The sequence below is a fragment of the Mucilaginibacter aquaedulcis genome, assembly GCF_030409325.1.
Lineage (GTDB): Bacteria > Bacteroidota > Bacteroidia > Sphingobacteriales > Sphingobacteriaceae > Mucilaginibacter > Mucilaginibacter aquaedulcis.
Genome location: NZ_JAUFPR010000002.1, coordinates 793,931 through 819,518, shown reverse-complemented (window position 1 = coordinate 819,518; position 25,588 = coordinate 793,931). Strand labels below are relative to the sequence as shown.

Annotated in this window: 26 protein-coding genes and 1 other RNA gene; 6 read left to right on the top strand and 21 right to left on the bottom strand. The window is 39.2% G+C overall.

Annotation, left to right across the window (positions count from 1 at the left end):
- Positions 1 to 23: 23 nt before the first annotated feature.
- On the top strand, positions 24 to 1,268 hold the full coding sequence (locus QWZ01_RS08005; RefSeq protein ID WP_290322780.1) for a cation:proton antiporter: 1,245 nt from the start codon (positions 24 to 26) through the stop codon (positions 1,266 to 1,268).
- Here the strand turns inward: QWZ01_RS08005 and QWZ01_RS08000 are convergent.
- The 12 genes from QWZ01_RS08000 to QWZ01_RS07945 form a co-directional block, all read right to left on the bottom strand.
- Positions 1,258 to 1,875, bottom strand: a complete 618-nt coding sequence (locus QWZ01_RS08000; protein ID WP_290322779.1) for an FMN-binding negative transcriptional regulator — start codon at positions 1,873 to 1,875, stop codon at positions 1,258 to 1,260. The genes QWZ01_RS08005 and QWZ01_RS08000 overlap by 11 nt on opposite strands.
- Before the next feature lie 45 nt (positions 1,876 to 1,920).
- Positions 1,921 to 2,868 (bottom strand): N-acetylornithine carbamoyltransferase, encoded by a 948-nt coding sequence (locus QWZ01_RS07995; RefSeq protein WP_290322778.1) that lies wholly within the window; start codon positions 2,866 to 2,868, stop codon positions 1,921 to 1,923.
- A gap of 23 nt (positions 2,869 to 2,891) precedes the next feature.
- Positions 2,892 to 4,019, bottom strand: coding sequence for an aspartate aminotransferase family protein (locus QWZ01_RS07990; RefSeq protein WP_290322777.1), 1,128 nt, complete (start codon positions 4,017 to 4,019; stop codon positions 2,892 to 2,894).
- Between the two features lie 63 nt (positions 4,020 to 4,082).
- The gene (gene argC / locus QWZ01_RS07985) at positions 4,083 to 5,081 is read right to left on the bottom strand and encodes an N-acetyl-gamma-glutamyl-phosphate reductase (RefSeq protein ID WP_290322776.1); all 999 of its coding nucleotides are present in this window, start codon (positions 5,079 to 5,081) and stop codon (positions 4,083 to 4,085) included.
- Positions 5,059 to 5,412, bottom strand: a complete 354-nt coding sequence (locus tag QWZ01_RS07980) for a cupin domain-containing protein (protein ID WP_290322775.1) — start codon at positions 5,410 to 5,412, stop codon at positions 5,059 to 5,061. The genes argC and QWZ01_RS07980 overlap by 23 nt, the downstream gene beginning before the upstream one ends.
- A complete protein-coding gene (gene argG, locus QWZ01_RS07975) occupies positions 5,405 to 6,607 on the bottom strand; it encodes an argininosuccinate synthase (protein WP_290322774.1) in 1,203 nt (400 codons plus the stop codon). Before argG ends, QWZ01_RS07980 begins: the two co-directional genes overlap by 8 nt.
- Before the next feature lie 103 nt (positions 6,608 to 6,710).
- The gene (locus tag QWZ01_RS07970; protein ID WP_290322773.1) at positions 6,711 to 7,355 is read right to left on the bottom strand and encodes a GNAT family N-acetyltransferase; all 645 of its coding nucleotides are present in this window, start codon (positions 7,353 to 7,355) and stop codon (positions 6,711 to 6,713) included.
- Between the two features lie 418 nt (positions 7,356 to 7,773).
- Entirely contained in the window at positions 7,774 to 8,205 is a 432-nt protein-coding gene (locus QWZ01_RS07965) for a hypothetical protein (RefSeq protein WP_290322772.1), read from the bottom strand.
- Between the two features lie 129 nt (positions 8,206 to 8,334).
- Positions 8,335 to 9,291 (bottom strand): YpdA family putative bacillithiol disulfide reductase, encoded by a 957-nt coding sequence (locus QWZ01_RS07960; protein WP_290322771.1) that lies wholly within the window; start codon positions 9,289 to 9,291, stop codon positions 8,335 to 8,337.
- An 88-nt stretch (positions 9,292 to 9,379) separates the two neighbouring features.
- Positions 9,380 to 9,478, bottom strand: an RNA gene (gene ffs, locus QWZ01_RS07955) — signal recognition particle sRNA small type.
- Between the two features lie 118 nt (positions 9,479 to 9,596).
- Positions 9,597 to 10,163: a 2'-5' RNA ligase family protein gene (locus tag QWZ01_RS07950; protein ID WP_290322770.1), complete on the bottom strand. Its 567-nt coding sequence runs from the start codon at positions 10,161 to 10,163 to the stop codon at positions 9,597 to 9,599.
- A gap of 11 nt (positions 10,164 to 10,174) precedes the next feature.
- A complete protein-coding gene (locus QWZ01_RS07945; protein ID WP_290322769.1) occupies positions 10,175 to 10,792 on the bottom strand; it encodes a 2'-5' RNA ligase family protein in 618 nt (205 codons plus the stop codon).
- 71 nt (positions 10,793 to 10,863) lie between these two features.
- Here QWZ01_RS07945 and dinB point away from each other — a divergent pair, with 71 nt between their 5' ends.
- Entirely contained in the window at positions 10,864 to 12,048 is a 1,185-nt protein-coding gene (dinB, locus tag QWZ01_RS07940; RefSeq protein WP_290322768.1) for a DNA polymerase IV, read from the top strand.
- Between the two features lie 156 nt (positions 12,049 to 12,204).
- On the opposite strand, the gene QWZ01_RS07935 is transcribed toward dinB, so the two are convergent.
- Genes QWZ01_RS07935 through QWZ01_RS07920 form a run of 4 tightly spaced genes read right to left on the bottom strand, consistent with a single transcriptional unit; the run spans position 12,205 to position 14,396 of the window.
- Positions 12,205 to 12,732 (bottom strand): GNAT family N-acetyltransferase, encoded by a 528-nt coding sequence (locus QWZ01_RS07935; protein ID WP_290322767.1) that lies wholly within the window; start codon positions 12,730 to 12,732, stop codon positions 12,205 to 12,207.
- 17 nt (positions 12,733 to 12,749) lie between these two features.
- Entirely contained in the window at positions 12,750 to 13,340 is a 591-nt protein-coding gene (locus tag QWZ01_RS07930) for a hypothetical protein (RefSeq protein WP_290322766.1), read from the bottom strand.
- Complete coding sequence (locus QWZ01_RS07925; protein WP_290322765.1) at positions 13,327 to 13,824, bottom strand: RNA polymerase sigma factor; 498 nt, start codon at positions 13,822 to 13,824, stop codon at positions 13,327 to 13,329. Before QWZ01_RS07925 ends, QWZ01_RS07930 begins: the two co-directional genes overlap by 14 nt.
- A gap of 44 nt (positions 13,825 to 13,868) precedes the next feature.
- Positions 13,869 to 14,396: a hypothetical protein gene (locus QWZ01_RS07920; RefSeq protein WP_290322764.1), complete on the bottom strand. Its 528-nt coding sequence runs from the start codon at positions 14,394 to 14,396 to the stop codon at positions 13,869 to 13,871.
- 63 nt (positions 14,397 to 14,459) lie between these two features.
- On the opposite strand from QWZ01_RS07920, the gene QWZ01_RS07915 reads away from it, so the two are divergent.
- From QWZ01_RS07915 to rpmA, 4 genes are all read left to right on the top strand, one after another.
- A complete protein-coding gene (locus tag QWZ01_RS07915; protein WP_290322763.1) occupies positions 14,460 to 15,866 on the top strand; it encodes a dicarboxylate/amino acid:cation symporter in 1,407 nt (468 codons plus the stop codon).
- Between the two features lie 115 nt (positions 15,867 to 15,981).
- Positions 15,982 to 16,407: a hypothetical protein gene (locus tag QWZ01_RS07910; RefSeq protein WP_290322762.1), complete on the top strand. Its 426-nt coding sequence runs from the start codon at positions 15,982 to 15,984 to the stop codon at positions 16,405 to 16,407.
- Positions 16,408 to 16,482: 75 nt separating this feature from the next.
- Positions 16,483 to 16,791 (top strand): 50S ribosomal protein L21, encoded by a 309-nt coding sequence (gene rplU, locus QWZ01_RS07905; protein WP_090467954.1) that lies wholly within the window; start codon positions 16,483 to 16,485, stop codon positions 16,789 to 16,791.
- A gap of 50 nt (positions 16,792 to 16,841) precedes the next feature.
- The gene (gene rpmA, locus QWZ01_RS07900; protein ID WP_290322761.1) at positions 16,842 to 17,276 is read left to right on the top strand and encodes a 50S ribosomal protein L27; all 435 of its coding nucleotides are present in this window, start codon (positions 16,842 to 16,844) and stop codon (positions 17,274 to 17,276) included.
- An 83-nt stretch (positions 17,277 to 17,359) separates the two neighbouring features.
- Here rpmA and QWZ01_RS07895 read toward each other — a convergent pair whose 3' ends face one another.
- The 5 genes from QWZ01_RS07895 to pbpC form a co-directional block, all read right to left on the bottom strand.
- Positions 17,360 to 18,334, bottom strand: coding sequence for a polyprenyl synthetase family protein (locus tag QWZ01_RS07895; RefSeq protein WP_290322760.1), 975 nt, complete (start codon positions 18,332 to 18,334; stop codon positions 17,360 to 17,362).
- Positions 18,335 to 18,393: 59 nt separating this feature from the next.
- Complete coding sequence (gene rnr, locus QWZ01_RS07890; protein WP_290322759.1) at positions 18,394 to 20,529, bottom strand: ribonuclease R; 2,136 nt, start codon at positions 20,527 to 20,529, stop codon at positions 18,394 to 18,396.
- Positions 20,530 to 20,616: 87 nt separating this feature from the next.
- Positions 20,617 to 22,329 (bottom strand): ABC transporter ATP-binding protein, encoded by a 1,713-nt coding sequence (locus tag QWZ01_RS07885; RefSeq protein WP_290322758.1) that lies wholly within the window; start codon positions 22,327 to 22,329, stop codon positions 20,617 to 20,619.
- Positions 22,329 to 23,039 (bottom strand): 3'-5' exonuclease, encoded by a 711-nt coding sequence (locus QWZ01_RS07880; protein WP_290322757.1) that lies wholly within the window; start codon positions 23,037 to 23,039, stop codon positions 22,329 to 22,331. The genes QWZ01_RS07885 and QWZ01_RS07880 overlap by 1 nt, the downstream gene beginning before the upstream one ends.
- Before the next feature lie 87 nt (positions 23,040 to 23,126).
- Complete coding sequence (gene pbpC / locus QWZ01_RS07875; RefSeq protein ID WP_290322756.1) at positions 23,127 to 25,487, bottom strand: penicillin-binding protein 1C; 2,361 nt, start codon at positions 25,485 to 25,487, stop codon at positions 23,127 to 23,129.
- Positions 25,488 to 25,588 lie beyond the last annotated feature (101 nt).

Here is a 25,588-nt window from a genome sequence, read left to right as displayed (position 1 = left end):
CTTACTAAGTGAGATAAATAAATATGGATCTGTTTGTTATCATTGCTTTATTGGTTATTGTTAGTGCTGTTTTTTCATTTATCAACGCGCGTTTTACAAAGCTTCCAGGTACTATTGGGATTGTATTGCTTGCCACTATTTCATCGGTGATCATATTGATCATTAACCAGCTTAACCCGGCATCTGCTAAATATCTTACTTCACTTGCGAAAAATATCAATTTTTCAAAGGCCTTGCTCAATATAATGCTGGGTTTTTTGCTGTTTTCAAGTTCATTTAATTTAGATAGCAGAAAATTAAAAAAAGCCATGCGGCCGGTATTTATATTGAGCACATTCGGGGTTATACTTTCAACGGCCATTTTTGGATTGCTGCTCTTTTATCTGGCTCCGTTTTTTCATATACACATGCCGTTGATTTATTGCCTGCTTTTTGGAGCGTTGGTATCGCCTACGGATCCTGTCGCTGTATCAGCCATTGTAAAAAACTCCAAATTACCGTCTCACCTTGAAACTATTATTTCCGGCGAATCATTATTTAATGATGGGGTAGGCTTGATTCTGTTTGTCATTATTCTTGAAATAACCAGAGTAGGAGAAGAAAACATCGAGCTGTCAAAAGTAATTATACTCATTATCAGGGAGGTGATTGGTGGTATGGTAGCAGGGGCTTTTTTAGGTTATTTAGCACAGCGTTTAATGAAATCGGTAACCGATTTTCAAACAATTGTTTTGATATCATTAGCACTGGTAATGGGACTATCTGTGCTGGCCACTATGCTTCATTTCTCAATACCACTTGCTGTTGTAACGGCAGGTTTATTTGCCGGCAGCAACTCCATTAACATTGATAACAAAGAGAGATCGCACGAGGCGCTCGAAAAATTCTGGCAGTTGGTTGACGATATGCTGAATACCATTTTATTTGTGATGATTGGCCTACAATTGATTAATCTGCCTTTTGTGAATAGTTATTGGGTAACAGGTAGCATATCAATTGTAATGATATTGATTGCCCGCTGGCTGAGCATTATGCTGCCACTTACCTTTTTACGCCGTTCTTTAAACGTAAACTATAGCAATATCAATGTGATGACCTGGGCCGGACTTCGGGGTGGTATTTCAATAGCCCTTGCATTATCGCTACCTGATACTCCATACAGGCACTTAATACTTTCCGGGAGCTATTTTATTGTGATATTTTCTGTAATAGTGCAGGGGCTGACACTTAATAGTATGATCAATCGCTCAGCCAAATCTATAAAGTAGGCTTCATAGCTTTCATATATTCAGCTATTTCCTTTTCAGTAGTATCGGTGCTTTTACTTAAGGTATTTATAATATTTTCTCTTTCCAGTTCAGAACGATTTTGGCTTAGTTTCTTTTTAGCTTGCAGATCATTTACGGTGATTTCAAAGGCCACTATGCCCTTCATCATTTTATGCTTGTATTCTTCTGGTAACTTTTCATACTGGTGAATATAAGCAGGCTCATAAGTATTAATGGTATGCGCTAAGAGGTTTGCCTTCTGCTCAACATCTTCAAGTAATTCGGCTTTACCATAGGCATGAACTGCCAGGTAATTCCAGGTAGGTACATTAGTTTTCTTTTCGTAATTGGAAGGGGAGATGTAGGCGTGCGGTTCCGTAAATATAACTAACACGCGTTTGTCTAATATTTGTACGGCCTGTGGATTGGCTTTAGCAAAGTGCGATGATAAGATGATCTTATCATCGCGCTGTTGCACTAAAAAGGGGAGATGGGTAGCATAAGGTACATCATCAACTGATGTAATTATAGTTGCAAAGCTATACCGCTGCATAAAGCTGATCGCTTCCTGCTCATTGTCGAATTTATTGAATGATGGTATATACATATATAACTATTCAAAACCACAAGAAGTGAATACGAAAAATATATCTTATAAACTCTCCAGCATCTGTTTTAATACAGCTTGAGCTGCCCAAACACGGTTACCCGCTTCATGTATCACGATAGAGTTAGGTCCGTCCAATATCTCATCAGAAAGTTCCAGGTTACGACGTACAGGCAAGCAATGCATCACCTTGGCATTATTGGTTGCTTTCAATTTTTCATTGGTCAACATCCATTCTTCGTTTTTACCCAGGATATTGCCATAAGGCTCATAAGCCGACCAGTTTTTTACGTAAATGAAATCAGCACCAGCTAAAGCTTCATCCTGATCATAGCTGATTTTGGCACCCTGTGTAAAATCGGCGCAAAGCTCATAGCCCTTTGGCTGAACAATAGTAAAGTCAACATCGGCCTTACACATCCATTCAGCAAAAGAGTTGGGTACGGCCTGTGGCAAAGGTTTAATGTGCGGAGCCCAGGTTAACACTACTTTTGGGCGAGCCGAAGTTTTTAATTCTTCAATAGTTATCAGATCGGCCAGGCTTTGCAGTGGGTGACGGGTAGCAGATTCCAGGCTAACTACTGGTACTTTACAAAACTCAACAAACTTGTTGAATATCATCTCGCTATAATCTTCTTCACGGTTCCTTAAACCAGGGAATGAACGTACGCCTATAATATCAGCATACTGCCCCATAACCCCCGCAGCTTCACGAATGTGCTCAACAGTGCTTCCGTCCATAATTACACCATCTCGCAGCTCTAATGCCCATCCTTCTTTATCAATATTAAGCACCATTACATTCATGCCTAAATTAATTGCTGCTTTTTGCGTACTCATACGGGTACGCAAACTTGGATTTAAAAATATTAAAGCCAGGGTTTTATTTTTACCCAAGTGCTGGTTAGCATATGGGTCTTTTTTATGCTGCAACGCTTCTTTTACAAGAGCGTTAATATCAGTAACATCATTTACGGAAGAGAATAGTTTCATTGTGGCCCGGTATTTATAGCGAATTATTGGTTTAAAACATTTACAAAAGCTTCTAAAAATCTGTCGGCATGGGCTTTTGTTAAACTCAATGCAGGCAACAACCTTACTACGTTTGGTTTGGCTTCACCTGTGAAAATATGATGCTTGAATAAAAGCTCCTTGCGTACGTTTGAAAGTTCTTCCGGCAATTCAATACCGATCATTAAGCCTCTTCCGCGCACTTCTTTAACCTGTTCCAGTTTTTTAAGCTCTTTAATAAGGTACTCGCCAATGGTGGCTGCATTTTGCATCAGGTTATCCTGCTCCATGACCTCTAAAACAGCTAAGCCGGCAGCGCAAGCCAAATGATTGCCACCAAAAGTGGTACCCAGCATACCATAGGCAGGCTGTATTTTAGGCGAAATGATGATGCCGCCAACCGGAAAACCATTACCCATTCCTTTAGCCATGCTGTAAATATCAGCATTAACATCTGCAAAATCCTGTGAGAAAAATTTACCGGTACGTCCGTAACCACATTGTACTGAATCGGCTATGAAAACGGCATTGTATTGATCACAAAGAGAGCGTATTTTTTGCAGGAAACTTGAAGGTGCAACCTGTATGCCACCAACGCCCTGTATGCCTTCAATAATTACTGATGATATTTCATTGTTAGCAAATGCCTGCTCCAGCGCTGTTTCATCTGCCCATGGTAAAAATATCACATTATCGGTTTCATTAACAGGAGCAACAATCTTTGGGTTATCAGTCACTGCAACTGCTAAAGAGGTACGGCCATGGAATGCTTTGGTAAATGCAATTACTTTTTTCTTACCATTATAAAACGAGGCCAGTTTTAAGGCATTCTCGTTTGCTTCGGCACCGGAATTACATAAAAATAACTGATAATCTTCCTTACCTGAAACTTTACCTAATTTTTGGGCCAACTCTTTTTGAATAGGTATCTCGATAGAGTTAGAATAAAAGCCTAACTGGTGCAATTGGTTTTCAAGGCGCTTTACGTAATGCGGATGGGTATGCCCAATAGATATAACGGCGTGACCGCCATACATATCCAAGTATTCTGTATCATGATTGTCAAAAACCAGGCTTCCCTGGCCTCTAACTATATTAATGGGGTTAACTGGATATACGTCGAATAAATTCATTTTGTAGTGTAAAATCTTTAAAATTAGACAATTAAATATTACTCACCTTAAAGGAGGTAAAGCTTAGAAAGCAGCAGCCTTTAAACGCAGCCCGGCTCGTTCATCCAGGCCAAACAGCAGGTTCATATTTTGAACAGCCTGGCCTGATGCACCTTTAAGTAAATTATCTAATATGCTTATTATTAAAAGCTTGCCATCGTGCTTCCTTACTTGAAGAAAACACTTATTTGTATTTACTATTTGTTTCAGATCAATGTTACGGCTGGTTACATGGGTAAACGGATCATTCTCGTAGTATTCATGGTACAGCTTTAACGCAGCTTCTTCGCTTAAATCACTATCTGTATATATGGAGGCGATAATACCTCGGGTAAAATCGCCACGGTAGGGTATAAAGTTGATAGCCTGGTTAAAACCGGTTTGCAATTGACCTAATGACTGACCGATTTCGTTTAAGTGTTGATGGTTAAATGCTTTATATACAGATAAGTTATCATTTCTCCATGTGAAATGAGATGTAGGCGCCAAACTCTGACCCGCACCGGTTGAACCGGTAGTAGCCGCTACATGAACTTCATTTTTTAGCAAACCTTTAGAGGCAAGCGGTAAAAGGCCAAGCTGTAAACAGGTAGCAAAACAACCAGGGTTGGCAATGTTTTGAGCTATTTTAATAGCTTCTTTGTTCAACTCAGGCAAGCCGTAAACAAAGTTTTTATTTTTGATCTTTGAATTTTGCCCTAAACGGAAATCCTGGCTCAGATCAATGATCTTAATACTGTCGGGGATGTCGTTAGCTTCCAAAAACTTTTTAGCATCACCATGACCAACACACAAGAAAAGTACATCAATAGCAAAAGATAACTCTCCCGAAAATCGAAGATTGGTATCGCCGAACAAATCGGTATGTACCTCATAAACATGATTACCTGTATTGCTATTGCTGTGTACAAAAACAATTTCCACATTGGGATGATTGATCAGAATACGCAGCATTTCACCGCCTGTATAGCCAGCGCCGCCAATTATACCGGCACGTACTTTATTTGATGTTGATCCTGTCATTGTTGGTTGATGGATATGAATATAAAATAAACTCCAGATCGCTCCGGTCGTTATTGCTGATAAAATGTTTTTGGCCCGGCAGAATTTCAATTCCCTGTTCCGGTTTAAGCTCAGTAACCTTACCGTCAATAGAGAAAGTAGCCCTGCCTTTTAAAATGAAAAATAGCTGTGTAGCTTTTTCGTGGTAATGTAACTGCTCGGCAGTATCCGGTGGCATTAACTCCTGCTTTACGGATAATGCTTCAGTATCAATAAAGGTCCAGCCGTGGCAATCATCGCCCCAGTTGTAGTGCTTTATACATTCACCTTTTGAAAAAACTTTATTAATCATTTTGAGATTGGTTGTTAACCTTGTGATAGATCATTACCTGGTTGCCAAATATTTTTGAGAAACCTTTTACGTCTTCACCGCTCCATGCATTATTCATTTCACCATAGCTTCCAAATTTGTTCGACATCAGGTCATGATCAGACTCGATACCTACTACTTGGAAACGGTACGGATGCAATTGTACAAATACCTTGCCGCTAACGTTTAGTTGAGTATCGGTTAAGAATGCCTCAATATTACGCATAATAGGATCATGGAACTGACCTTCATGCAACCAGTTACCGTAAAAGGCAGATAACTGATCTTTCCATGAAAGCTGCCATTTAGTTAATACGTGTTTCTCTAAAGTATGGTGGGCTTTGATGATCACCATTGGTGCCGCGGCTTCAAAACCTACACGGCCTTTAATCCCTATAATAGTATCGCCAACGTGAATATCACGGCCAATACCATAAGGTTGAGCAATAGCTTGTAAAGCCTGTATCGCCTTGGTTGGATGATCGTATCTTTCGTTATCTATTCCTACCAATTCACCTTTTTCAAAAACAAGTTCAAGATTTTTTACTCCAGATTCGGTAACCTGGGTTGGCCAGGCTTCTTCGGGTAAACCTAAGTTTGAGGTAAGTGTTTCCTTACCACCTACAGAAGTACCCCAAATACCTTTATTGATTGAATACTTCGCTTTTTCAAAGTTCATATCAACACCATGTTTTTTCAGGTATTCAATTTCCTCTTCGCGGCTAAGTTTAAGATCACGAATAGGAGTGATGATCTGTACCTCAGGTACCAGAATATTAAAGATCATATCAAAACGCACCTGGTCATTACCGGCACCGGTGCTACCATGGGCCACAAATTCGGCACCTATTTCTTTAGCATAGTTTGCAATAGCAGTAGCCTGGCTTACACGTTCGGCACTTACCGAAAGGGGATAGGTGTTGTTTTTTAAAACATTACCATAAATTAAAAAGCGAACACAGGTGTTATAAAAGTTTTTGGTTTCATCAACCACATGGTGTGATGTTACACCCATTTTGTAGGCACGTTCTTCAACGCCTTTTAACTCTTCGTCGCTAAAACCGCCTGTGTTTACAATAACGGAGTGAACTTCGTAACCTAAATCCTGTGTTAAATAAATACAGCAGAATGAGGTATCTAAACCCCCGCTATATGCTAATACAACTTTTTTCTTCATCTTTTTTTGAGCTTAAAGCTAAAAGCGGAAGGCTTAAAGCTTTGTCTTTTCAATTTATGTACTTGTTTCTTAAAATATTATAGTCCAGTTTGCCTTTGAGCCATTAATGATCTTGCCCAATACGCTTTTTAATGGCATTTTCTATACGCTCTAATAGTGTAGCTTTATGCGTAATTCTTTTCATTTTTTCCGCGTCTTGTTTAGCCTTTTCTTCGGGATCAAACAACATGGCTGTGCACATGCAGTTTTTACGCTCCTTGCTGGTTAATATATCATAGTTAACGCAGCTTTTACAGCCAGCCCAAAAGTTCTCGTCCTGAGTAAGTTCAGAGTAGGTAACAGGCTCGTATCCAAGCTCAGAATTTATTTTCATTACAGCCAATCCGGTGGTTAATCCAAAGATCTTGGCATTGGGATATTTTGATCTGGAAAGTTCAAATATTCTATGTTTTATTGCCTTTGCCAGGCCTGCTTTACGAAACTGGGGATTAACAATAAGGCCTGAATTAGCAACAAAATCGCCATGGCTCCATGTTTCTATATAACAGAAACCGGCCCAGGTGCCATCTTTGTGTAGTGCAATTACGGCTTTGCCTTCGAGCATTTTATTAGCCACATATTCGGGTGAACGCTGTGCGATACCAGTACCACGAGCCTTAGCCGATTCGGCCATTTCAACACATATTTGGGGGGCATAATCTACATGTTGGGCTGTAGCAACCTTAATATCAAAATCTTGTATGGTCATTGAAATAGATATTACCGTTAAATTAATTGGCTTAACAGCCTGAATAATTAGATGGTTTTTTTTAAAAGAAGTTTAAAAACTTTCTTTTTAAGAGTTTAGTGCGGGAAAATTGATTCAAACCCTTGGCATATAGGGCCTTCGTCGGGAAGGGCAGCTTAAAAAAACAGTTGAAATCAAAGCAGCGGCAGCTGGAGCAAATGTTGCTCTTATTGCGGGCTTATTTAAGCTTTGTAAATTCATTTTTTTGAGATATTACTGTGTTTTTAATTTTGTGCAAAGTATCGCATTAATTTTTATTTATGCAAGAAAAAAATGATTTAATGATGTTCAGTTTATATTAAGTAAAAATACAAGCATAGCGATTTACATTGTATTGTAAATCACCATGCTTGTATTATTATAACAGCTTATGTTTCTGCTATTTTTTTTCTTCAAATTTATCAAGCGGCAGCCGTAGCTTCCTGTCGGGCATTTGTACACTTTCTGCGAGCAGCGTAATTTTTCCGTCTTTGCCTTCAATAGTGAGTGTATATTCCTTTTCGCCGTCGCCGTTTTCATTACTAAGTGTGGTATTAATGACGGTCTTTCCTTCTTTGAATGGAGTTTTCCAATCACAAACATTTGATTTTATTACTCCGGTTAAGGTTTGTTTTCCATCCTCAATTAATACAGAAATGTTTGATTTGGTTATCTCAATAACTGTTTGCTCATCTGCCGTTCTTTCCAGGTTATTACTTGAATCCAAATGTTCCGTCTTTGAAGCTGTTAAGCGTAAGTTTTTGTCGCATTGAGCAAAGCATGCAGTACTGCCGACTGCCAGCAGAAACAGGATAAAAAGGGTTGATTTCATGATCTTTAATTTTATGGTTTGAAATTTTAATAAAGATACATGTTTTAAATAGTATTATGTATTACATAGTTCTATAAAAATAAAAAAGCGTCAATTGGTTTTAATTGACGCTTTGGATGTGAAATATATTTAGCGTTTACCTATGATGTCGTTAATAATTATGTCAGCATGTATACGTGAATTTTCAATAAACCATAGGTGGGTATCCAGGCCTCCGCAAACTACACCGGCCAGGTATAATCCCGGCAGGTTGGTTTCCATGGTTTCATGATTGTATTGGGGGATAAATTTTTCGTCGGATAGGATTATTCCCAATTTTTTCAGGAAATTGAAATTGGGTTTGTAGCCAGTCATCGCCATAACAAAATCATTAGAGATGGTGATAGGCCCTTCTGGTGTCTGAATATCAACCTCGTGCTCACGAATAGCTTCCAGGTTAGAATTAAAGTAAGCTTTGATGCTTCCTTCCTTAATACGGTTAATAATATCAGGCCTTACCCAATATTTTACCCGATGGCTGATTTCGCTATCGCGCACCACCAGGGTTACCTCGGCTCCTTTACGATACGTTTCGAGCGCTACATCAATAGCGGAGTTGCTTGAACCCACCACAACCACTTTTTGTAAGGTATAATAATGAGGGTCCTGGTAGTAGTGCTTTACCTTAGGCAAATTTTCACCGGGTATATCCAGATTAACTGCTATATCGTAAAAACCGGTTGAAAGTATCACCCTTTTAGCTTCGTAAGTTGTTTTGCTGGTTGTAATAGAATAGAAGTCGCCCTGTTTTGTAACATTAGTAACTTCTTCAAACAGGTTAATGGGTAAATGATTTGACAATGCTACTCTGCGATAATACTCCAGCGCATCGGCACGGGTAGGTTTGTTATGAACGGTAACGAATGGCACTCCTCCAATTTCCAGCTTCTCAGAGGTAGAGAAAAAGGTCATGGTTGAGGGATAATTGTACAGTGAGTTTACCAGGCAGCCTTTTTCAACAATAACAAAACTTAAACCTGCCTTTTGAGCAGCGAGGCCACAAGTTAAACCTATTGGGCCACCACCTATAATCAGTATATCGAGCATTTAATTAAAATTAAGACTTTGAGAACTAATAAACCTGCAGAGCGGTTTAAGCCTGTTTGCCGTGCCGGCAAAAATAAGGAAAATAAAAAAAGGGTAAGCTACTTTTATCGCGCCGCTCAACTCTCTACCCTTGCTGTGTTCCCACCCTGGGGGAGTTCAAGAGGAGCTGGCCGTAAAAGACTTACCCCGGGGCAAATATAGAAAAAGGTTTGTTTATGGTTAATAAATTGTTAAAAAAGTTAACGAGCTATGCTTTAGAATGTTAACAGTTATTTGGCTTGGATTTAGGAAAATCCCAACTAAAATCAGATCGTTTTTTTGGCGAATGGAAGCTTTTTATACTCTTTATAACGGTCAAAAGGGTTACCGCTTTCTTTTTCTAATACCAGTAATGAGTCTGCTTCAAAAGAGTCTTTATACTCTGTATTTTGAAAATATGGCCATAAAGTATTGAAAAAATCTGTCGGGATCTTTCTCGTCACAGTTATATGGGGTTTAAGTCTTTTATTTATTCTTAAGGCTTGTTTAATTATCTCAAACCAGTGTTCAGTTTTTACATCCATCTCCAATGATGCGTAGATGGTTCTGAAATTTGGGCCGTGGCAAAAAAAATCAAATCCGTTTATTTTAAGTTCATGAACGGGTATTGTCCTGATCTTAAAGTCGATCAGTTCATAAAATGTTTTTAATATCAATGGCTTTTTGCTTTGCTGATCGATACTGTCCCTGATAAAATCAACAGATATATGCGCTTTTGCATACATGCTTGGATACTTACCTATTTTATTACCACATGCTCGTTTGAACAAGTTGATCTTATTATCCACACGCTCTGGAGGTGAAATAATGGTCAAATAATCTTTGTAATCCATCGTAATCAGTTTTAAAAAAGATTAATTTGATTTTCGGCAGCTGCCTGCCGGTTGATAATACTTTCGGCACTATTAGCCATATCTTTTAGGTTTTTAAACTCAAAAACCTTGAAAGGTAACCATTGGGGTGATGGGGCAAATGATTCGCGCTTCAGCATTTTTAACTCATTTACCCAAAATGGCTCTACCAGTTTTTTGTGTTTGAAATGTGGCCATAACAAATTAAAATCCTTCTCCGGAATATCCCTGACGATGGTTATATGAGGGATAATGGTCTTTTTTATATGAAGCTTTTTCTTTAATAAGGTAAACCAATCGTCAACAGCTGGGGTGATCCTGATATGAGCGTAAATGGTCATTTTACTGTGTAGATGAGTAAAATATTTAAACCCATCAACATGCAGTAAAATCGGAGGAAGCTCATTTAAACTATTTTCCAATTTTGAAACATTGGTTTCGGCCATAAATGGTTTTTGGCGCTCCAGGTGTTGTACGGAAATATGGGCAGGCGAATCCATGCTTTTATAATTGCCAATTAATTTAGCCGATGCCTTTTTATATCGAGCAATTTCATGCTTTACAGCCTCGGGAGGCGAGAGCAGCCTTAAATAATCTTCGTACATATACATGGCAATGGTTTTTAGATAACAAAAATACTAATATTTTTAGCAAAATATAAAATTTATTTTCATATTTGTACATGGATGTTAAGCGGCATATTGTACATATTGACCTCGACTCATTCTTTGTATCGGTTGAACGGAAATTTAACCCTGAACTAATCGGAAAAGCAGTTATTATCGGAGGTTCAGCCGAAAGGGGAGTTGTTGCCTCGTGTAGTTACGAGGCACGTAAATATGGTGTGCACTCTGCTATGCCTACCAGGCAAGCACTAAAGCTTTGTCCGCATGCCATTTTAATACATGGAACTCATGGCAGGTATTCAGAAGCCTCTCGTGAAGTAACTAAGATCATACATGATTCGGTGCCTTTGTATCAAAAAACGTCGGTAGATGAATTTTACATAGACCTAACAGGGATGGAGCGTTTTTATGATTGTTATCAAATAGCTTCAGATCTGCGTCAAAAAGTTATCCGGGAAACCGGGTTGCCAATTTCTTTTGGTATGGCATCAGGCAAAACAGTGGCTAAAATGGCCACTAACCAGGCAAAACCCAACGGGCAATTATATATAAAGCATGGAGAAGAACAGCAGTTTTTAGCTCCGCTGAATATCGGTAAGATCCCTGGCTTGGGTGAAAGTACTTGTCAGAAGCTATATCAATACGGTATTGAAAAAATTGGTGATCTTCAAAAGACTAATATTCGTTTTCTGGAAGCCGTTTTTGGCAAAGCAGGTAAATATTTATGGGAGAAAGCTCATGGCATTGATCATAGCGAGATCGTTCCATATTCTGATCGTAAATCCATATCAACAGAGCATACGTTTACTAATAACGTGAATGACAAGCGTACACTTGAAACCATCCTTGTATCAATGACAGAAGAACTCTCCGGTAAATTACGGCGGGAAAATAAGTTATCATCGTGCATGGCTATTAAAATACGTTATGCCAATTTTGAAACTCATACACAGCAACAAAAAATACCCCTTACAGCTGCCGAGCATATATTGATCCCCGGTATTAAAAATCTGCTAAAAAAAACCTGGAACCAACATCGCCCAATCCGACTAATTGGTATCAGGTTAAGTGACCTGTGCAGCGGTAGTTACCAGATCAATTTATTTGAAGACAACGAAGAGCGCATACGCCTATATCAGGCTATGGATAACATTAACTTCAAATATGGTGACAAAACCGTATGCCGGGCAGTCGGTATGGAAATAGGTACGCGTAATTTTAACCCGTTTTTGAAAGATTGATTTTGTTTTGGTCAGGATTTTTTGTCTGAACCGCGATTTTTGGGATTAACAGATTATAGGATTTTTTAGCTTGATGCTGTTATAAAAAAAAATATAAAATAAGAGATGACGACATTTTTCAAATCAAAGTAATCCTTAAATCTTTTTAATGGTGGTTCAGACAATCTCTTTTTTCATCAGCAAATCAGTTTGCTTATCCTCACCTAACATAAACGGATGACTGCTGAATATTTTAAAATCATGTTTTTTATAAAAACTGATAGCTTTATGATTATGTTCCCAAACCCCTAACCATACATAATGAAATCCTTTAGCAATTGCCGTTTGTATGGCGAAGTTGAGCAACTGATGCCCAATTTGTTTACCGTGATGCTCTGCTAAAACATAAATGCGTTCAACTTCAAGCGAGTGGTTATCCTGAAATTCAGTTTGTGCCGAACCAAAATTTAGTTTAATGTAACCGGCCAGCTGATCACCCAGCTGAGCGAAGTAAAAACGAGAATCGGGGTTATTAAGTTCTGATTGTATTTTTTGGGAGGTAAAAGCAATAGATGCATAACTATCCATATTGGACTTATCATTTAATAGCCCAAAAAAGTGATAGAACGTTTCTTTACTTAATAAACGTAATGTTTCCGCATCAGCAATAGTAGCCTGCTTTATGGTAATGCTTTGTTCAGCCATAGATAGATCAATAACAACTAATCAAATTGTTCCTGTAAACGAACCAACCTGTCAATCATCAGATTTAATTTTTCCTCTTCGTTTTTAAACATGCGGGGCTTTAAATAAAAGGTAGTAAATAAAAACCAGATGATGGTTGAGCCGTAGGTTACGAGTTTGAATGGGAGGGAAGCGGTTTCCAGGAGTTCTATCAGGTACATCGCGAGCCCGGCGCTGATGAGTAGGGTGTATATGTAATAGAACCAGCCAATTACCTTGGTTCTGTTTTTTTGGTAGGCCTTGAGGCTGTCAAGATATTCAGAGGGATTAAGGGTTGCATCGCGCTTGCTTAAAATGTGGTAGTGCCTTACAATGAGTGAAAGATACATGAGCATGGTTATCAGTACAATTAAAATGCCCACTGTGGTGACCCATGATTTAAAGGCCAGGAAAAACGTAATGATGAATGCAAATATGGTTATCACTACCATGGCCACTATGCTCCAGTATAACTTAGTAGTTATGCTGCGAATCCCCTTCTTTACCTGCTTCAGCACCTCATCCACCGAAAGCTGATCTGGTTTTGGCTGTCCCTGCCAAACCGACATCAAATGATCAAAGTCTTTCATACTGGTTATATAATTCTGTTAATTTTTGTTTAATACGATAAATTTTCACCCTCAGGTTCCCTTCTGATATGCCCGAAATATCAGCTATTTCGGGGTAGGGAACTTCATCAAGTACCATGGTTATAATAATTCTTTCTGACTCTTCAAGCTTTGAAATACACTTGTACAGCAAAGCTACCTTCTCGTTTTTATCCGATAGTTCTTCTCTTTTGGTTTCGGCTAATTGAGGAGTTAGCTCATCTTTAGCCTGTCGTTTTTCTGATCGTAAGTAGGTTAAGCAAGTGTTAACAGCAATGCGGTATATCCAGGTTGATATCATAGCCTGGTTTCGGAATTTTTCTAAATTTTGCCAAACTTTTAAAAAGGTTTCCTGCAGAAGGTCATTAGCGGCATCGTCATCGCCGGTATAACCATAGCACAAATGGAATATCTTTTTAGAATTAGCTTCATATATTTGCTTGAATGCTGCTTCTTTGTTGGCCACAGTTTAATAGTTTTTTCTGTTTAGATGCTTTGTTAAGCTATATGTTACAACAGGTAATCATTCTTTTTAAACCAGCCCAGTTTTTTTTCGGCATCAGTTATTAAGGTATTATAATCTTCCAGGTAATCAAATTGAATATCCTCATGCAGTTTACCAATCAAACCTTTTATCTTTTCAACCTGTCTTATTAAAATTAACCTTATAGGTTTATAATTGGTACGCCTGTCTGCATATTCAACATAGTTCACGCAAAAATTAATCAACAATTCAATTTCTGCTTCTTTTGTACCTATAAATTTAACGTATTTACTTAATAACCTTAAAATTTTTCGCATGCTCTTAGCAGCAGTGTAGCTAAGGGCTGGTAGCTGACTAAACATAAAGCCGGCTTCAGCTTTCACTTTTTCTATAAAAGCAACCTGATCATGGGCCTCAAACAACAGGTAGGCTAATAATTCCTTATTTTCTTTTTTGTATCGTGCCAAACGGAGCAGTAATTCACCCAGTTGTTCATGAGGCAGGTGCTGAATTTCTTTTTTTATATGCTGTAATCCGTAGGTTGTAATACTCATGTGTATTTAAAAATTTTAGCAAAATATTAATTAGTTGTAGTTTAGCGCCCTGCAATCAGCTGTATGCAAAAAAAAAGTAATCTCACACTTTATATTTTTATCGCGCTAATATTGGGCGTAATTGTAGGATATATCTACAATGTTAGCGTGATTAATGCTATCAATATCAATATCAACAATGCTGATGTTCATATAAAAGATATAAACACCAAATTGGTTTTATCGCACGATACTACAACTTCCCAATATATTGCCCTAAAGGCTGAAAAAATACAACAATTAAAGATCAGTAAAGATAATAATTCTATCCGTGAGGATAAATTAGAGGGTTTTACCATACTAAGCGATATATTTTTAAGGCTGATAAAAATGATTGTAGCACCTCTGGTATTTACCACCTTGGTGGTTGGCGTGGCTAAGGTTGGAGACATTAAGGCGGTTGGCCGTATTGGCGGCAAAACCATGCTATGGTTTTTAAGCGCAACCTTGGTATCATTATTATTGGGGATGTTATTTGTAAACTTGTTTGAACCAGGCAGAACAATGCATTTACCATTGCCTGATAGTCATTTAAGTACCGGTATCAAGAAAACCGCGTTATCCTTAACAGACTTTATCGGTCACGTTTTCCCGAAAAGCTTTATCGAAGCTATGGCCAACAACGAGATATTGCAAATAGTGGTATTTTCTTTGTTTTTTGGCGTGGCAACCGCGGCTATAGGTGAGCAGGGAAAAATTGTAATAAAGGCTATGGATGCCATAGCTCATGTTATATTAAAAATAACAGGTTATGTAATGAAGGTGGCCCCATTGGCGGTTTTTGGTGCTATCACTGCTGTTATTGCCAAACAAGGGCTCGGTGTATTATCTACTTATGGTATTTTTATCAGTGAGTTTTATTTTGCGCTCATTATGCTTTGGCTGGTTATCATCTTAGCAGGATTTATTATTTTGCGCAAATCAGTGTTCAAGCTGGTAAGTAGTATAAAGGACGCAATGCTTATCGCTTTTAGTACCTCAACAAGTGAAGCCGCCTACCCGCGTGTGCTTATAGAATTGGAGCGCTTTGGGTGCAGCAATAAAATTGTGAGTTTCGTGCTGCCATTAGGTTATTCCTTTAATCTTGATGGCTCTATGATGTATATGACCTTTGCCTCGTTGTTCTTGGCTCAATCGTACGATATTCATTTATCGTTCGGTCATCAACTATCAATGTTGCTCGTGCTTATGCTAACCAGTAAGGGAGTTGCAGGAGTTCCGAGAGCATCACTTGTGGTTATCGCCGCTACATTATCAATGTTCAGTATTCCTGAAGCGGGTTTGTTTTTACTGATAGGCATTGATCCTCTGCTGGATATGGGGCGTTCCGCTACCAATGTATTGGGAAATGCCATGGCAACCGCGGTAGTAAGTAAATGGGAGGGAGAACTTGATAAAGATGCTTCTACCGAAATTGATTCAATGATATAACAGCAATTTAAATTCAATAATCCAATAATTATATATGTCTGATCGTACCAAAAAAATATTTTTCGCACTTACTGTCATAGTGCCTTTTTTGCTTTACTGCTTTTATTATTATGGCATGATGATCAAAAATGCCCCTTACAGATTCTCTGATTTTCAGTCAATGTCTTTAGAATACGGCCCGGTTGATAGCCTGGTGAATAAATATAATTCTAAAACAGGCGATTATCAATATATAGACAGGAGGGATTCATTAGTGAAAATGCATCTTCGCCTTACAAGTGATGACCTGCTTTATCTGCACCGTAAGGCCGCCGACCTGGGTTTCTGGGATTTTCCAATTAAGGAGTTAGCCGATACCACTAAAGGAGCTAAAAACAAATCAATACGTTACGTAATTGAGTTTAAATACAAACAAAAAAGTAAAAAGGTTGTGTTTGATAGCGAGTATAGAGGCGATGTTAGATTGATTGATGCGAACAAGACCCTGATCAAAGAAATTAAGCAAAGTTTAATTGCTGCCGAAGAAAGATTGAAAAAATAAAACATATAGGGATTGTTTATTTAATAACCAATCCCTATATTTGCACCTCGAATTTTAAAACAATAATTAACAAACATGTACGCAATAGTAAGTATAGCAGGACAGCAATTTAAAGTTGCAAAAGACCAGCAGATCTTTGTACACAGATTACAAGGCGATGAAGGCGCTAGTATTGAATTTGACAGTGTATTGTTAGCAGAAAACGAAGGTAAATTCAAATTAGGTTCTGATTTGAAAGGTGCTAAAGTATCAGCTAAGATCGTGTCTCATTTAAAAGGTGATAAAGTGATCATCTTCAAAAAGAAAAGAAGAAAAGGTTACAAAAAGAAAAACGGTCACCGTCAGCAATTTACCAAGATCGAGATCACCGGTATTACATTATAATTAAAGTTTAAACCGGAGTTGTTCTTCAATTCCATAAAAAATATTAAGAAATGGCACACAAAAAAGGGGCCGGTAGTTCCAGAAACGGCCGTGAGTCGCATAGCAAACGTTTAGGTATCAAAATTTTCGGTGGTCAGCCAGCAATCGCAGGTAACATCATCGTTCGTCAGCGTGGTACTAAACACAATCCCGGCGTTAACGTAGGTATTGGTAAAGATCATACATTATTTGCATTAGCTGATGGACATGTAGTTTTCAGAAAGAAAGCAGACAATCGTTCATACGTTTCTGTAGTTCCGTTTGAAGCAGCACCAGTTGCGGAAGATGCAGCGCCTGCACCTAAAGTAAAAGCAGAAAAAAAAGTAGTTGAAGCAGCTCCAGTTACTGAAGTTGCAGCAGCAGAAGCTCCAAAAGCAAAAAAAGCAGCAGCTCCAAAAGCAAAGAAAGAAGCAGCTGACGCAGAAGAAGCTACTCCAGCTGAGTAATTAACTCCAGCTTTACATAACATAATACAAAAAATCCCCGTACAAATTGTACGGGGATTTTTTGTATTATTAATTTTTTTCTATTAATATTCCCTAACCAGTAAACTATCAGCAAATAACCTCAGGTATTGGATACGTTCATCAGGAAGGTTAACATGATCAAGGGCATTAAATGCCTTATCGGCATAGGTTTGCATGGCTTCTTCCGAATAGTTTCTGATCTGTAGTTGGTTGTAAATATCAGTTACGGCTGCCACCTTTTCCTGAGTATCAAACTGCGGAGCATTTATCCACTGATTGAGTTCTACCGCTTGCGTATCCTTTGCCAATTCAAGAGCCTTGATAAGCAGGTATGTTTTTTTGTTGGATATGATATCGCCGCCCACCTGTTTGCCAAACTTGTCAGGATCGCCATACACGTCTAATATATCATCCTGTAGCTGGAAAGCAATTCCCAGGTTAACTCCAAAATCATATAACAATTGAGCATCGGCCGGTGTTGCGCCTCCGATAATAGCACCTATTTTTAAAGTTCCTCCTAATAATACCGCTGTTTTAAGGCGTATCATATTAATATATTCCTCAATGCTTACGTTATCGAGGTGCTCAAAATTCATATCAATTTGCTGACCTTCACAAACGCCGGTTGCAGTTTCGTTAAAAACGTCCATCACCCGTCGTAAAATGGCATCCGGCACTTTCATCATCAGCTTATTTGACTCTACCATCATGGCATCGCCCGAAAGTATAGCTACATTGGAGTTCCATTTTTGGTGTACGGTAACTTGTCCGCGGCGCAGTGGGGCATTATCCATGATGTCGTCATGCATAAGGGTGAAGTTATGGAATACCTCTATGGCGAGTGCAGGTTCTACAGCGCTTTCTACGTCGCCACCAAAAAGATCACAGGCCATAAGCAGCAAAGCAGGGCGCAGGCGTTTACCACCAAGCGACAATATATAACTTATAGGGTCGTATAATTCGGCGGGATGTTTCGGGAAATTTAATTTATCAACGGCTTTATTGATCAGAGCCTGCAAATCTGTAAGTTGCTTCATTTTTTGTATTCAATAGTTAATTGCGGGATTGTTAATCACTTATCCAATCAACTAATATTTTATTCCTGTATTAACGAAAAATCAATTTGTTTTTTGGTGAGGTCGACATTTTTTACCTTGATCTGAACTTCATCGCCTAATTGATATATCTTCTTTTTGCGCTGGCCAATGATGGCATAGTTCTTTTCGTCTAAAGTATAAAAATCATCAGTTATATCGCGCAGGCGTATCATGCCTTCGCATTTGTTTTCAATGATCTCTACGTACATGCCCCATTCTGTAACACCCGAAATAATACCTGTAAAGATGTTACCAACCTGATCTTTCAGATATTCTGCCTGTTTGTATTTGATGGATGCGCGCTCGGCATCGGCTGCTTTTTTCTCCATTTGTGAGCTGTGCGAACACAGTTTCTCGTAATAGTCCGCATTGGCCGATTGTCCGCCATTTAAATAATGGAATAAAAGCCTGTGCACCATTACATCTGGATAACGGCGAATAGGAGATGTAAAGTGTGTATAATGGTCAAATGCCAAGCCATAGTGACTGGTTGCCTTGGTGGTATAAATAGCTTTGGCCATTGAGCGTATAGCTAATTGCGTAAGCACATTCTGCTCTTTTTTGCCTTCAACATCTTCCATCAAAAAGTTGAGAGATTTGGCAGTTTCCTTGTCTGATTTAGTATTTACTTTATAACCAAACCTGGCAGCAAATTGGGCAAAGTTGGCCAGGGCATCTGGCTTGGGCGAATCGTGGGTGCGATATACAAATGTATATCTGTGCTTTCCTTTGCCCATCTTACTTACATGTTCAGCTACTTTGCGGTTGGCCAAAAGCATGAAGTCTTCAATTAGCTTATGTGCATCCTTGCGCTCTTTTACATAAACGCCAGTTGGTTTACCGTGTTCATCAAGCTTAAATTTAATTTCTGTAGCCTCAAAGCTTATAGCGCCATTTTTAAATTTGCGTTCGCGAAGTTTATAGGCCAGTTCATTGAGCTTTAATATCTCATTTACAAAATCGCCTGCTTTATTTTCAATTACTTCCTGTACGTCCTCATAGGTAAAGCGCCTGTCTGAATAAATAATGGTTTTACCGTACCATTCGTTTATGATGTAGGCATTTTCATCTAATTCAAATACGGCCGAGAAACAAAGCTTTTCTTCTTTAGGCCTAAGCGAGCAAAGCCCGTTCGAAAGCCGTTCTGGCAACATGGGTATTACCCTGTCTACCAAATAAACTGAAGTGGCCCGCTCCAGTGCTTCTTTATCAAGGGCTGAATCTGGCTCTATGTAGTGCGATACATCAGCAATATGAATACCAACTTCATAGTTTCCGTTTTCTAATTGTTTAAAGGAAAGGGCATCATCAAAATCCTTGGCGTCAAAAGGATCGATTGTGAACGTTGTAATATTCCGAAAATCGCGTCTTCTGGCTATTTCTTCCTGGGTTATAACATCTGAAATAGCTTCAGATTCATGTTCAACCTCAGCCGGAAATGATAGCGGGAAGCCATACTCTGCAAGAATAGCATTCATTTCGGTATCATTCTCACCCTGGGCACCTAAAACGTACTTAATACGGCCAATAGGGTTTTTAGCCTCTGTAGGCCAGTCGGTAATTTCAGCAACTGCTTTTATTCCGTTTTTAGCCCCGTTTAATTCGCTGATAGGGATAAAAATATCATGCATCATTTTGCGATCATCCGGGATAAAAAATGCAAAGCGTTCCGATAGTTTAACAATACCGGTAAACTCCATTTTGGCCCGCTGAAGAATTTCTATAACCTCGCCTTCTTTACGTTTACCTTTGCTTTTGGCGTATACGTATACTTTAACACGGTCGCCGTTAAGGGCATTACGTAATTTACGGGGAGCTATAAATATGTCGCTTTCAAACTCATCGTCCGTTACAATAAATGCTGAACCATCATTAGTTAAATCAACCTTACCTTCAATAAAGGTTTTTAACTCAAGCAATTGGAATTTTCCTGGCGAAAGTTCTTTAAGGACTGATTTTTTGGCTTCGTCTTTAAGGATATCAAATATAATATCGCGAGATTCAGGGTCGCGAACATTTAATTTAGCAGATACCTGTTTATAATTGAGTGGTGTATTACCGTTTTGTTCAAATATGTCAAGTACCATTTGGGTGAGCACCTGAACTATAGAAGAATTGTTTTTCTTTTTAGACATAGAAAAATATTTGTATCAAAGATACGGAATTTGCTCGTTAGCAAATTGACAGAAAGAGGCGGGGTAGAGGTAAAAGATACCAACAGCTTATGCTCTTGGTATTGACGCTATTAATCTTTTTGTATATTCCTCTTTAGGGCGATAATAAATATCATCCGGATAACCGGTTTCAACTATTTCGCCTTTGTTCATTACCATCATACGGTCGGATATGTGTTTGATAACCGCCAGATCATGAGATATAAAGATATAGGTCAATTTAAATTCTTGCTGCAGCTCACGAATCAGGTTCAAAACCTGTGCTTGTACTGAAACATCAAGTGCTGAAACGGACTCATCACAAATAATAAATTTAGGTTGCAGTGCCAAAGCCCTGGCAATAACAATGCGCTGCCTTTGGCCGCCTGAAAACTCGTGCGGATAACGGTTAAAATGCTCGGGCAGCAGGTTGACTTTTTGAAGCAGTTCTAAAACCTTTTGCTTACGCTGGGTATTGTTACTGTAAAGCTGGTGAACCTGTAGCGGCTCCATGATTGACTGCCCAACAGTTAAACGAGGGTTTAATGATGAGTACGGATCTTGAAAAATGATTTGAATATCCCGCCTGATATTCCTGAGATCGTTTTTTTTGAGTTTACTTAAATCTGTACCTTCAAAACTTACCTCGCCCGACGTGGGTTCAATCAAGCGTAAAATAGTTCGCCCCAAAGTGGTTTTACCGCAACCTGATTCTCCAACCAATCCAAGTGTTTCACCAGGATAAACCTCAAAACTTACATTGTTTACGGCCTTAACCACTTGTCGAGATGAACCAAACAAACCCGAATGAATCGGGAACCAGGTTGAAAGTTTATTAATCTTTAACAAAGGCTGTTGCTGGTATAACTGTTTTTTTCTTTCTGTTATCTCAGTGATAGGATAATTATATAAAGTACGGATACTTTCAATAGTCGCAGATTGTTTATCAGTTATGTTGTTTACATCAAAAAAATCGGCAATAACCGGAAGCTTTTTTAAATGCTGATCCGGGGATGGCCTGCAAGCCAGCAAACCTTTGGTGTAAGGGTGCTTTGGGTTGTTAAACAGATCGGTTACGGTTGCTTCTTCAACTATATCGCCTTTGTACATCACCAAAACCCGGTCTGCAATTTCTTTGATCACCCCAAGATCATGCGATATAAATATTAAGCTTCGGCTACTTGTTGTTTTTAGATTTATCAAAAGCTCAATAATCGCCTTTTGTACGGTAACATCTAATGCAGTGGTCGGTTCATCGGCTATTAAAATCTCGGGATTGCACGAGAGGGCCATAGCTATCATTACCCTTTGTTTTTGCCCCCCTGAAATTTGGTGTGGGTAGCTATCAAATATCGCTTCGGGGCGCGGAAGCTGAACTTCGTTAAAAAGTTCTATGGTTTTCTTTTTAGCATCGGCTTTGCTCAAGCCCAAATGGAGCTGAATAGCTTCGGTAAGTTGAAAGCCACAGGTAAGTACAGGGTTGAGCGAGGTCATAGGCTCTTGGAATATCATCGCTATGCGATTACCACGTATGTGGCGCATCTCCTGCTCGGCCAAATCAAAAAGGCTGGTTTCATTCAACATTACCTGCCCATCTATGTCTGTTTGATGTGTATTAAGCAAACGCATCAGCGCAAGCGAAGTAACTGATTTACCAGAACCGGATTCGCCAACGATACCAATGGTTTCTCCCTTTTTCAGGTTGAAAGAAATACCTTTTACCGCTTTGAATAAGCCATCTCTTGTTTTAAAATTAACTGACAGGTTTTTTACGTGCAGCATTATTGCCCTATTATGGTAATAAACTCATCCTTAATTAATTCCTCGCCACGGTATCTCCTAAGTAGTTGTGCGGTTGCAATCACATCTTTTTGGCAATAGGTACATATGCGATCTAACTGATTTTCGTTCCAGTAAACATGGCCTACCATGCTGCCGTCAATATCATCCTTTGGTGTTGGGATATCAAAAATGGCCGTGAGCAGGTTTAGTGATGTGTAATTTTTAAAATCACCGAATTTCCATAGCTCCATAGTATCTAAATGGATTATTTCCCACGGCTTTTTTCCAGCTAATTGGAGCTGTGGCGGAAATGGCAATCCGTTTATCAATAAACGGCGGCAGATATAGGGAAAGTCAAATTCTTTACCATTGTGAGCACACAATACCAGATTTGGAGGCTGACTAAATAACAATGCCGAGAATTTAGTTAAAAGTTCTTTTTCATCGTGCCCGGCAAAAGATTTTATCCTCAATCCGGTTTCTTTGCCGCAGGTGAATATCCCTGCGGATATGCAAACAATTTTGCCGAACTCGGCCCAGATACCGGCACTTTTATAAAACTCTTCAGGCGAATCATCCTTGCGCATGTTTTGGGTTTTACGTTCCCATAATTTTTGCAGATGTTCAGGTACCTGATCATGTGTACTGTACTGCGGCACAGTTTCAATGTCAATTACCAATAAATTATGCAGATCGTACTGCTCAAGCATGTAAATAATATTAAGATGCCAATATAATTATAGTTTTCAGTTTTGGGTGATGTGATTTATTGAAATTAAGCCATAGAAACCTTTCGATCATTTACTCAATATTTCAAAGCCAATGTTGATCGTGTTTCCTATGCCATCAACCAATGTAAGTATATGCTTGCCGGGTGGCGGATTTAACGCCATTTGATGAAAATCCTGCGTTGTGCCAACATATTGATCATCAAGATGCCAGAATATTTTCATTCCCGGTACCCGGTGTGCTGCATTACAGATCATTCTGCCCCGGCTACCATCGGCTTCTAACGGAACATAGATCTTAGCTCCATCTTTAGGATATATCACTTCCATGGCATTGCTGTTTTCTGCCTGCCCGCAATCTGCGCGGAACGGCGGCAAAACATGATACTGATAGTTGCGGGCTTTATAGTAATATTCCATTGATGGCGGCAAAACAAACCACGTTTTGTTAACCATATTATCCGGAGATTCGCAGTTGCCATTTACCTGGTACTTACCATCGGCCGATAGGTGGATGAGTTGATGATAAGGACAAACAGGCGCTTTTAAGCCTGCTTTTGGAACCCATGTTTCTTCGGTATCATTGCAATATTGCCCGGCACGATAACCGCTTTGGTGGCATACTTTTATTTTGACCATCTCGCCGGTTGGCATTTCAAACCAAGAGCGTGAAACGGGTAACAATCTGAATATCTCGAACAAGGCAGGGGCAGCTGTATTGATACCGGTAAGGCCTGGCCTACCTTCACCATCGGTGTTACCAACCCAAACCCCAACCACATATTTAGGAGTGATGCCTATAGCCCAACCATCGCGAAAACCAAAACTTGTACCTGTTTTCCAGGCCACCCGCTGGGTAGAGCTGAATTGCTGCCAAAGCATTTCTTCGCCAGGCCGCATTACTTCTTCCATAGCCTGAAAGGTGTAATATATGGATGCAGCATCTAACAATCCAGAACGTTCAAGATCTGGTTTAACTGTGTTTGGGGAAATGCTGTAAACGGGATTATGATAATCGGCAGGATTATAACAGCCTTTGTATTTATTGTAATGATTAAGAACGCGCGCCATATCGGCATAGGCACCGCTCAATTCCCATAATGTATTTTCACCACCACCCAAAATGAGCGATAAGCCGTAATGATCGGCTGGTTTGGTAAGGGTAGTTACACCCGCTTTTTGCAAAAAATCATAGAACTTTTCGTATTTGAATTGCTGCAGCATTTTAACTGCAGGTACATTTAATGAGCGTGACAAAGCTCTTGATGCCGGTACGGCGCCATCATAACCCAAATCAAAATTCTCGGGATGGTAACCAGCTATTATTGTGGGTACATCAGGAAGCAGGCTATTAGGTAATATTAAGCCATTGTGCAGCATAGATGCATATAATAAAGGCTTTAATGTACTTCCCGGGCTCCTTGGGGCATTAATAACGTCAACGTCGCTCTCCATTTGAGGATCTTCCCGGTGCGACACATTACCTGCATAAGCCAGCGTTGCCCCGGTTTCTACATCTAATACAATAGCCGCAATATTATTGATATCATTAGCCTTTAAAACCTGGTGGTGTTGTTCAATTATATCATTTACTTGTTGTTGTAAGATAGCATTAATGCTTGTGCGAATACGTGTATCGCCAATAGGATGAGCCTGATGATCATTTTTAAAACGTTGCAGCAGGTGAGGAGCCAGTTGGGGCAATGCCACTGGCCTATCTGGTACGCGTTCCAGACTGGCCAAAGCAGCGGTCGCACTATCAATAACACCCCGCTGCTGTAAACGATAAAGTAATAAGTTGCGCTTTTTTAATAATATATTTCTATTTCGCCCCGGATGTACTAATGAAGGGGAGTTAGGCAGTACCGCCATCGCTGCCATTTCTCCCCATGATAACTTATCAGGACTGCGCCCAAAATATCTCCATGAAGCCGCATCAAGGCCAATTACATTGGTGCCAAAGGGCGCATTGCTGGCATAAAAAGCCAATATTTCATTCTTACTATAGGTAAGCTCTAAACGAAGGGCCATTACTATCTCGAGTAATTTATTCCAGATAGTTCGCTTATGCCTGGTTGCAAGGCGTATAACCTGCATTGTAATTGTACTACCGCCACTGGTTACTTTTTTTGATAGCATGTTTTGCCTGATGGCCCGGCTAAAGGCCAGTATATCAAAACCAGGGTGGTGTTCAAAGCGTTTATCCTCAAACGTAACAATACATTGTTTAAACTTCTCAGGTACAGTATCATTATAAGGGAAACGCCACTGACCATCTTTGGCTATGGCTGCTCCTAATAATTGCCCGCTTTCATCGTCAATAACATAAGAGGTTGGGCTTTTAAATAAGGGTTTAGGCAAACAAAACCAAAACAACAGGGTTAAAACAAGCAGGAATGTGAGAATAAGTATTACTTTTGGTTTGATCAAGTAACTTTTCCCACGTTTTGTTAAGGTTTGCATTAATATATTTCCAATAAAGATATAATAAACTCCATATAGTATTAATATGCAAAAGCTGTATGGTTTTA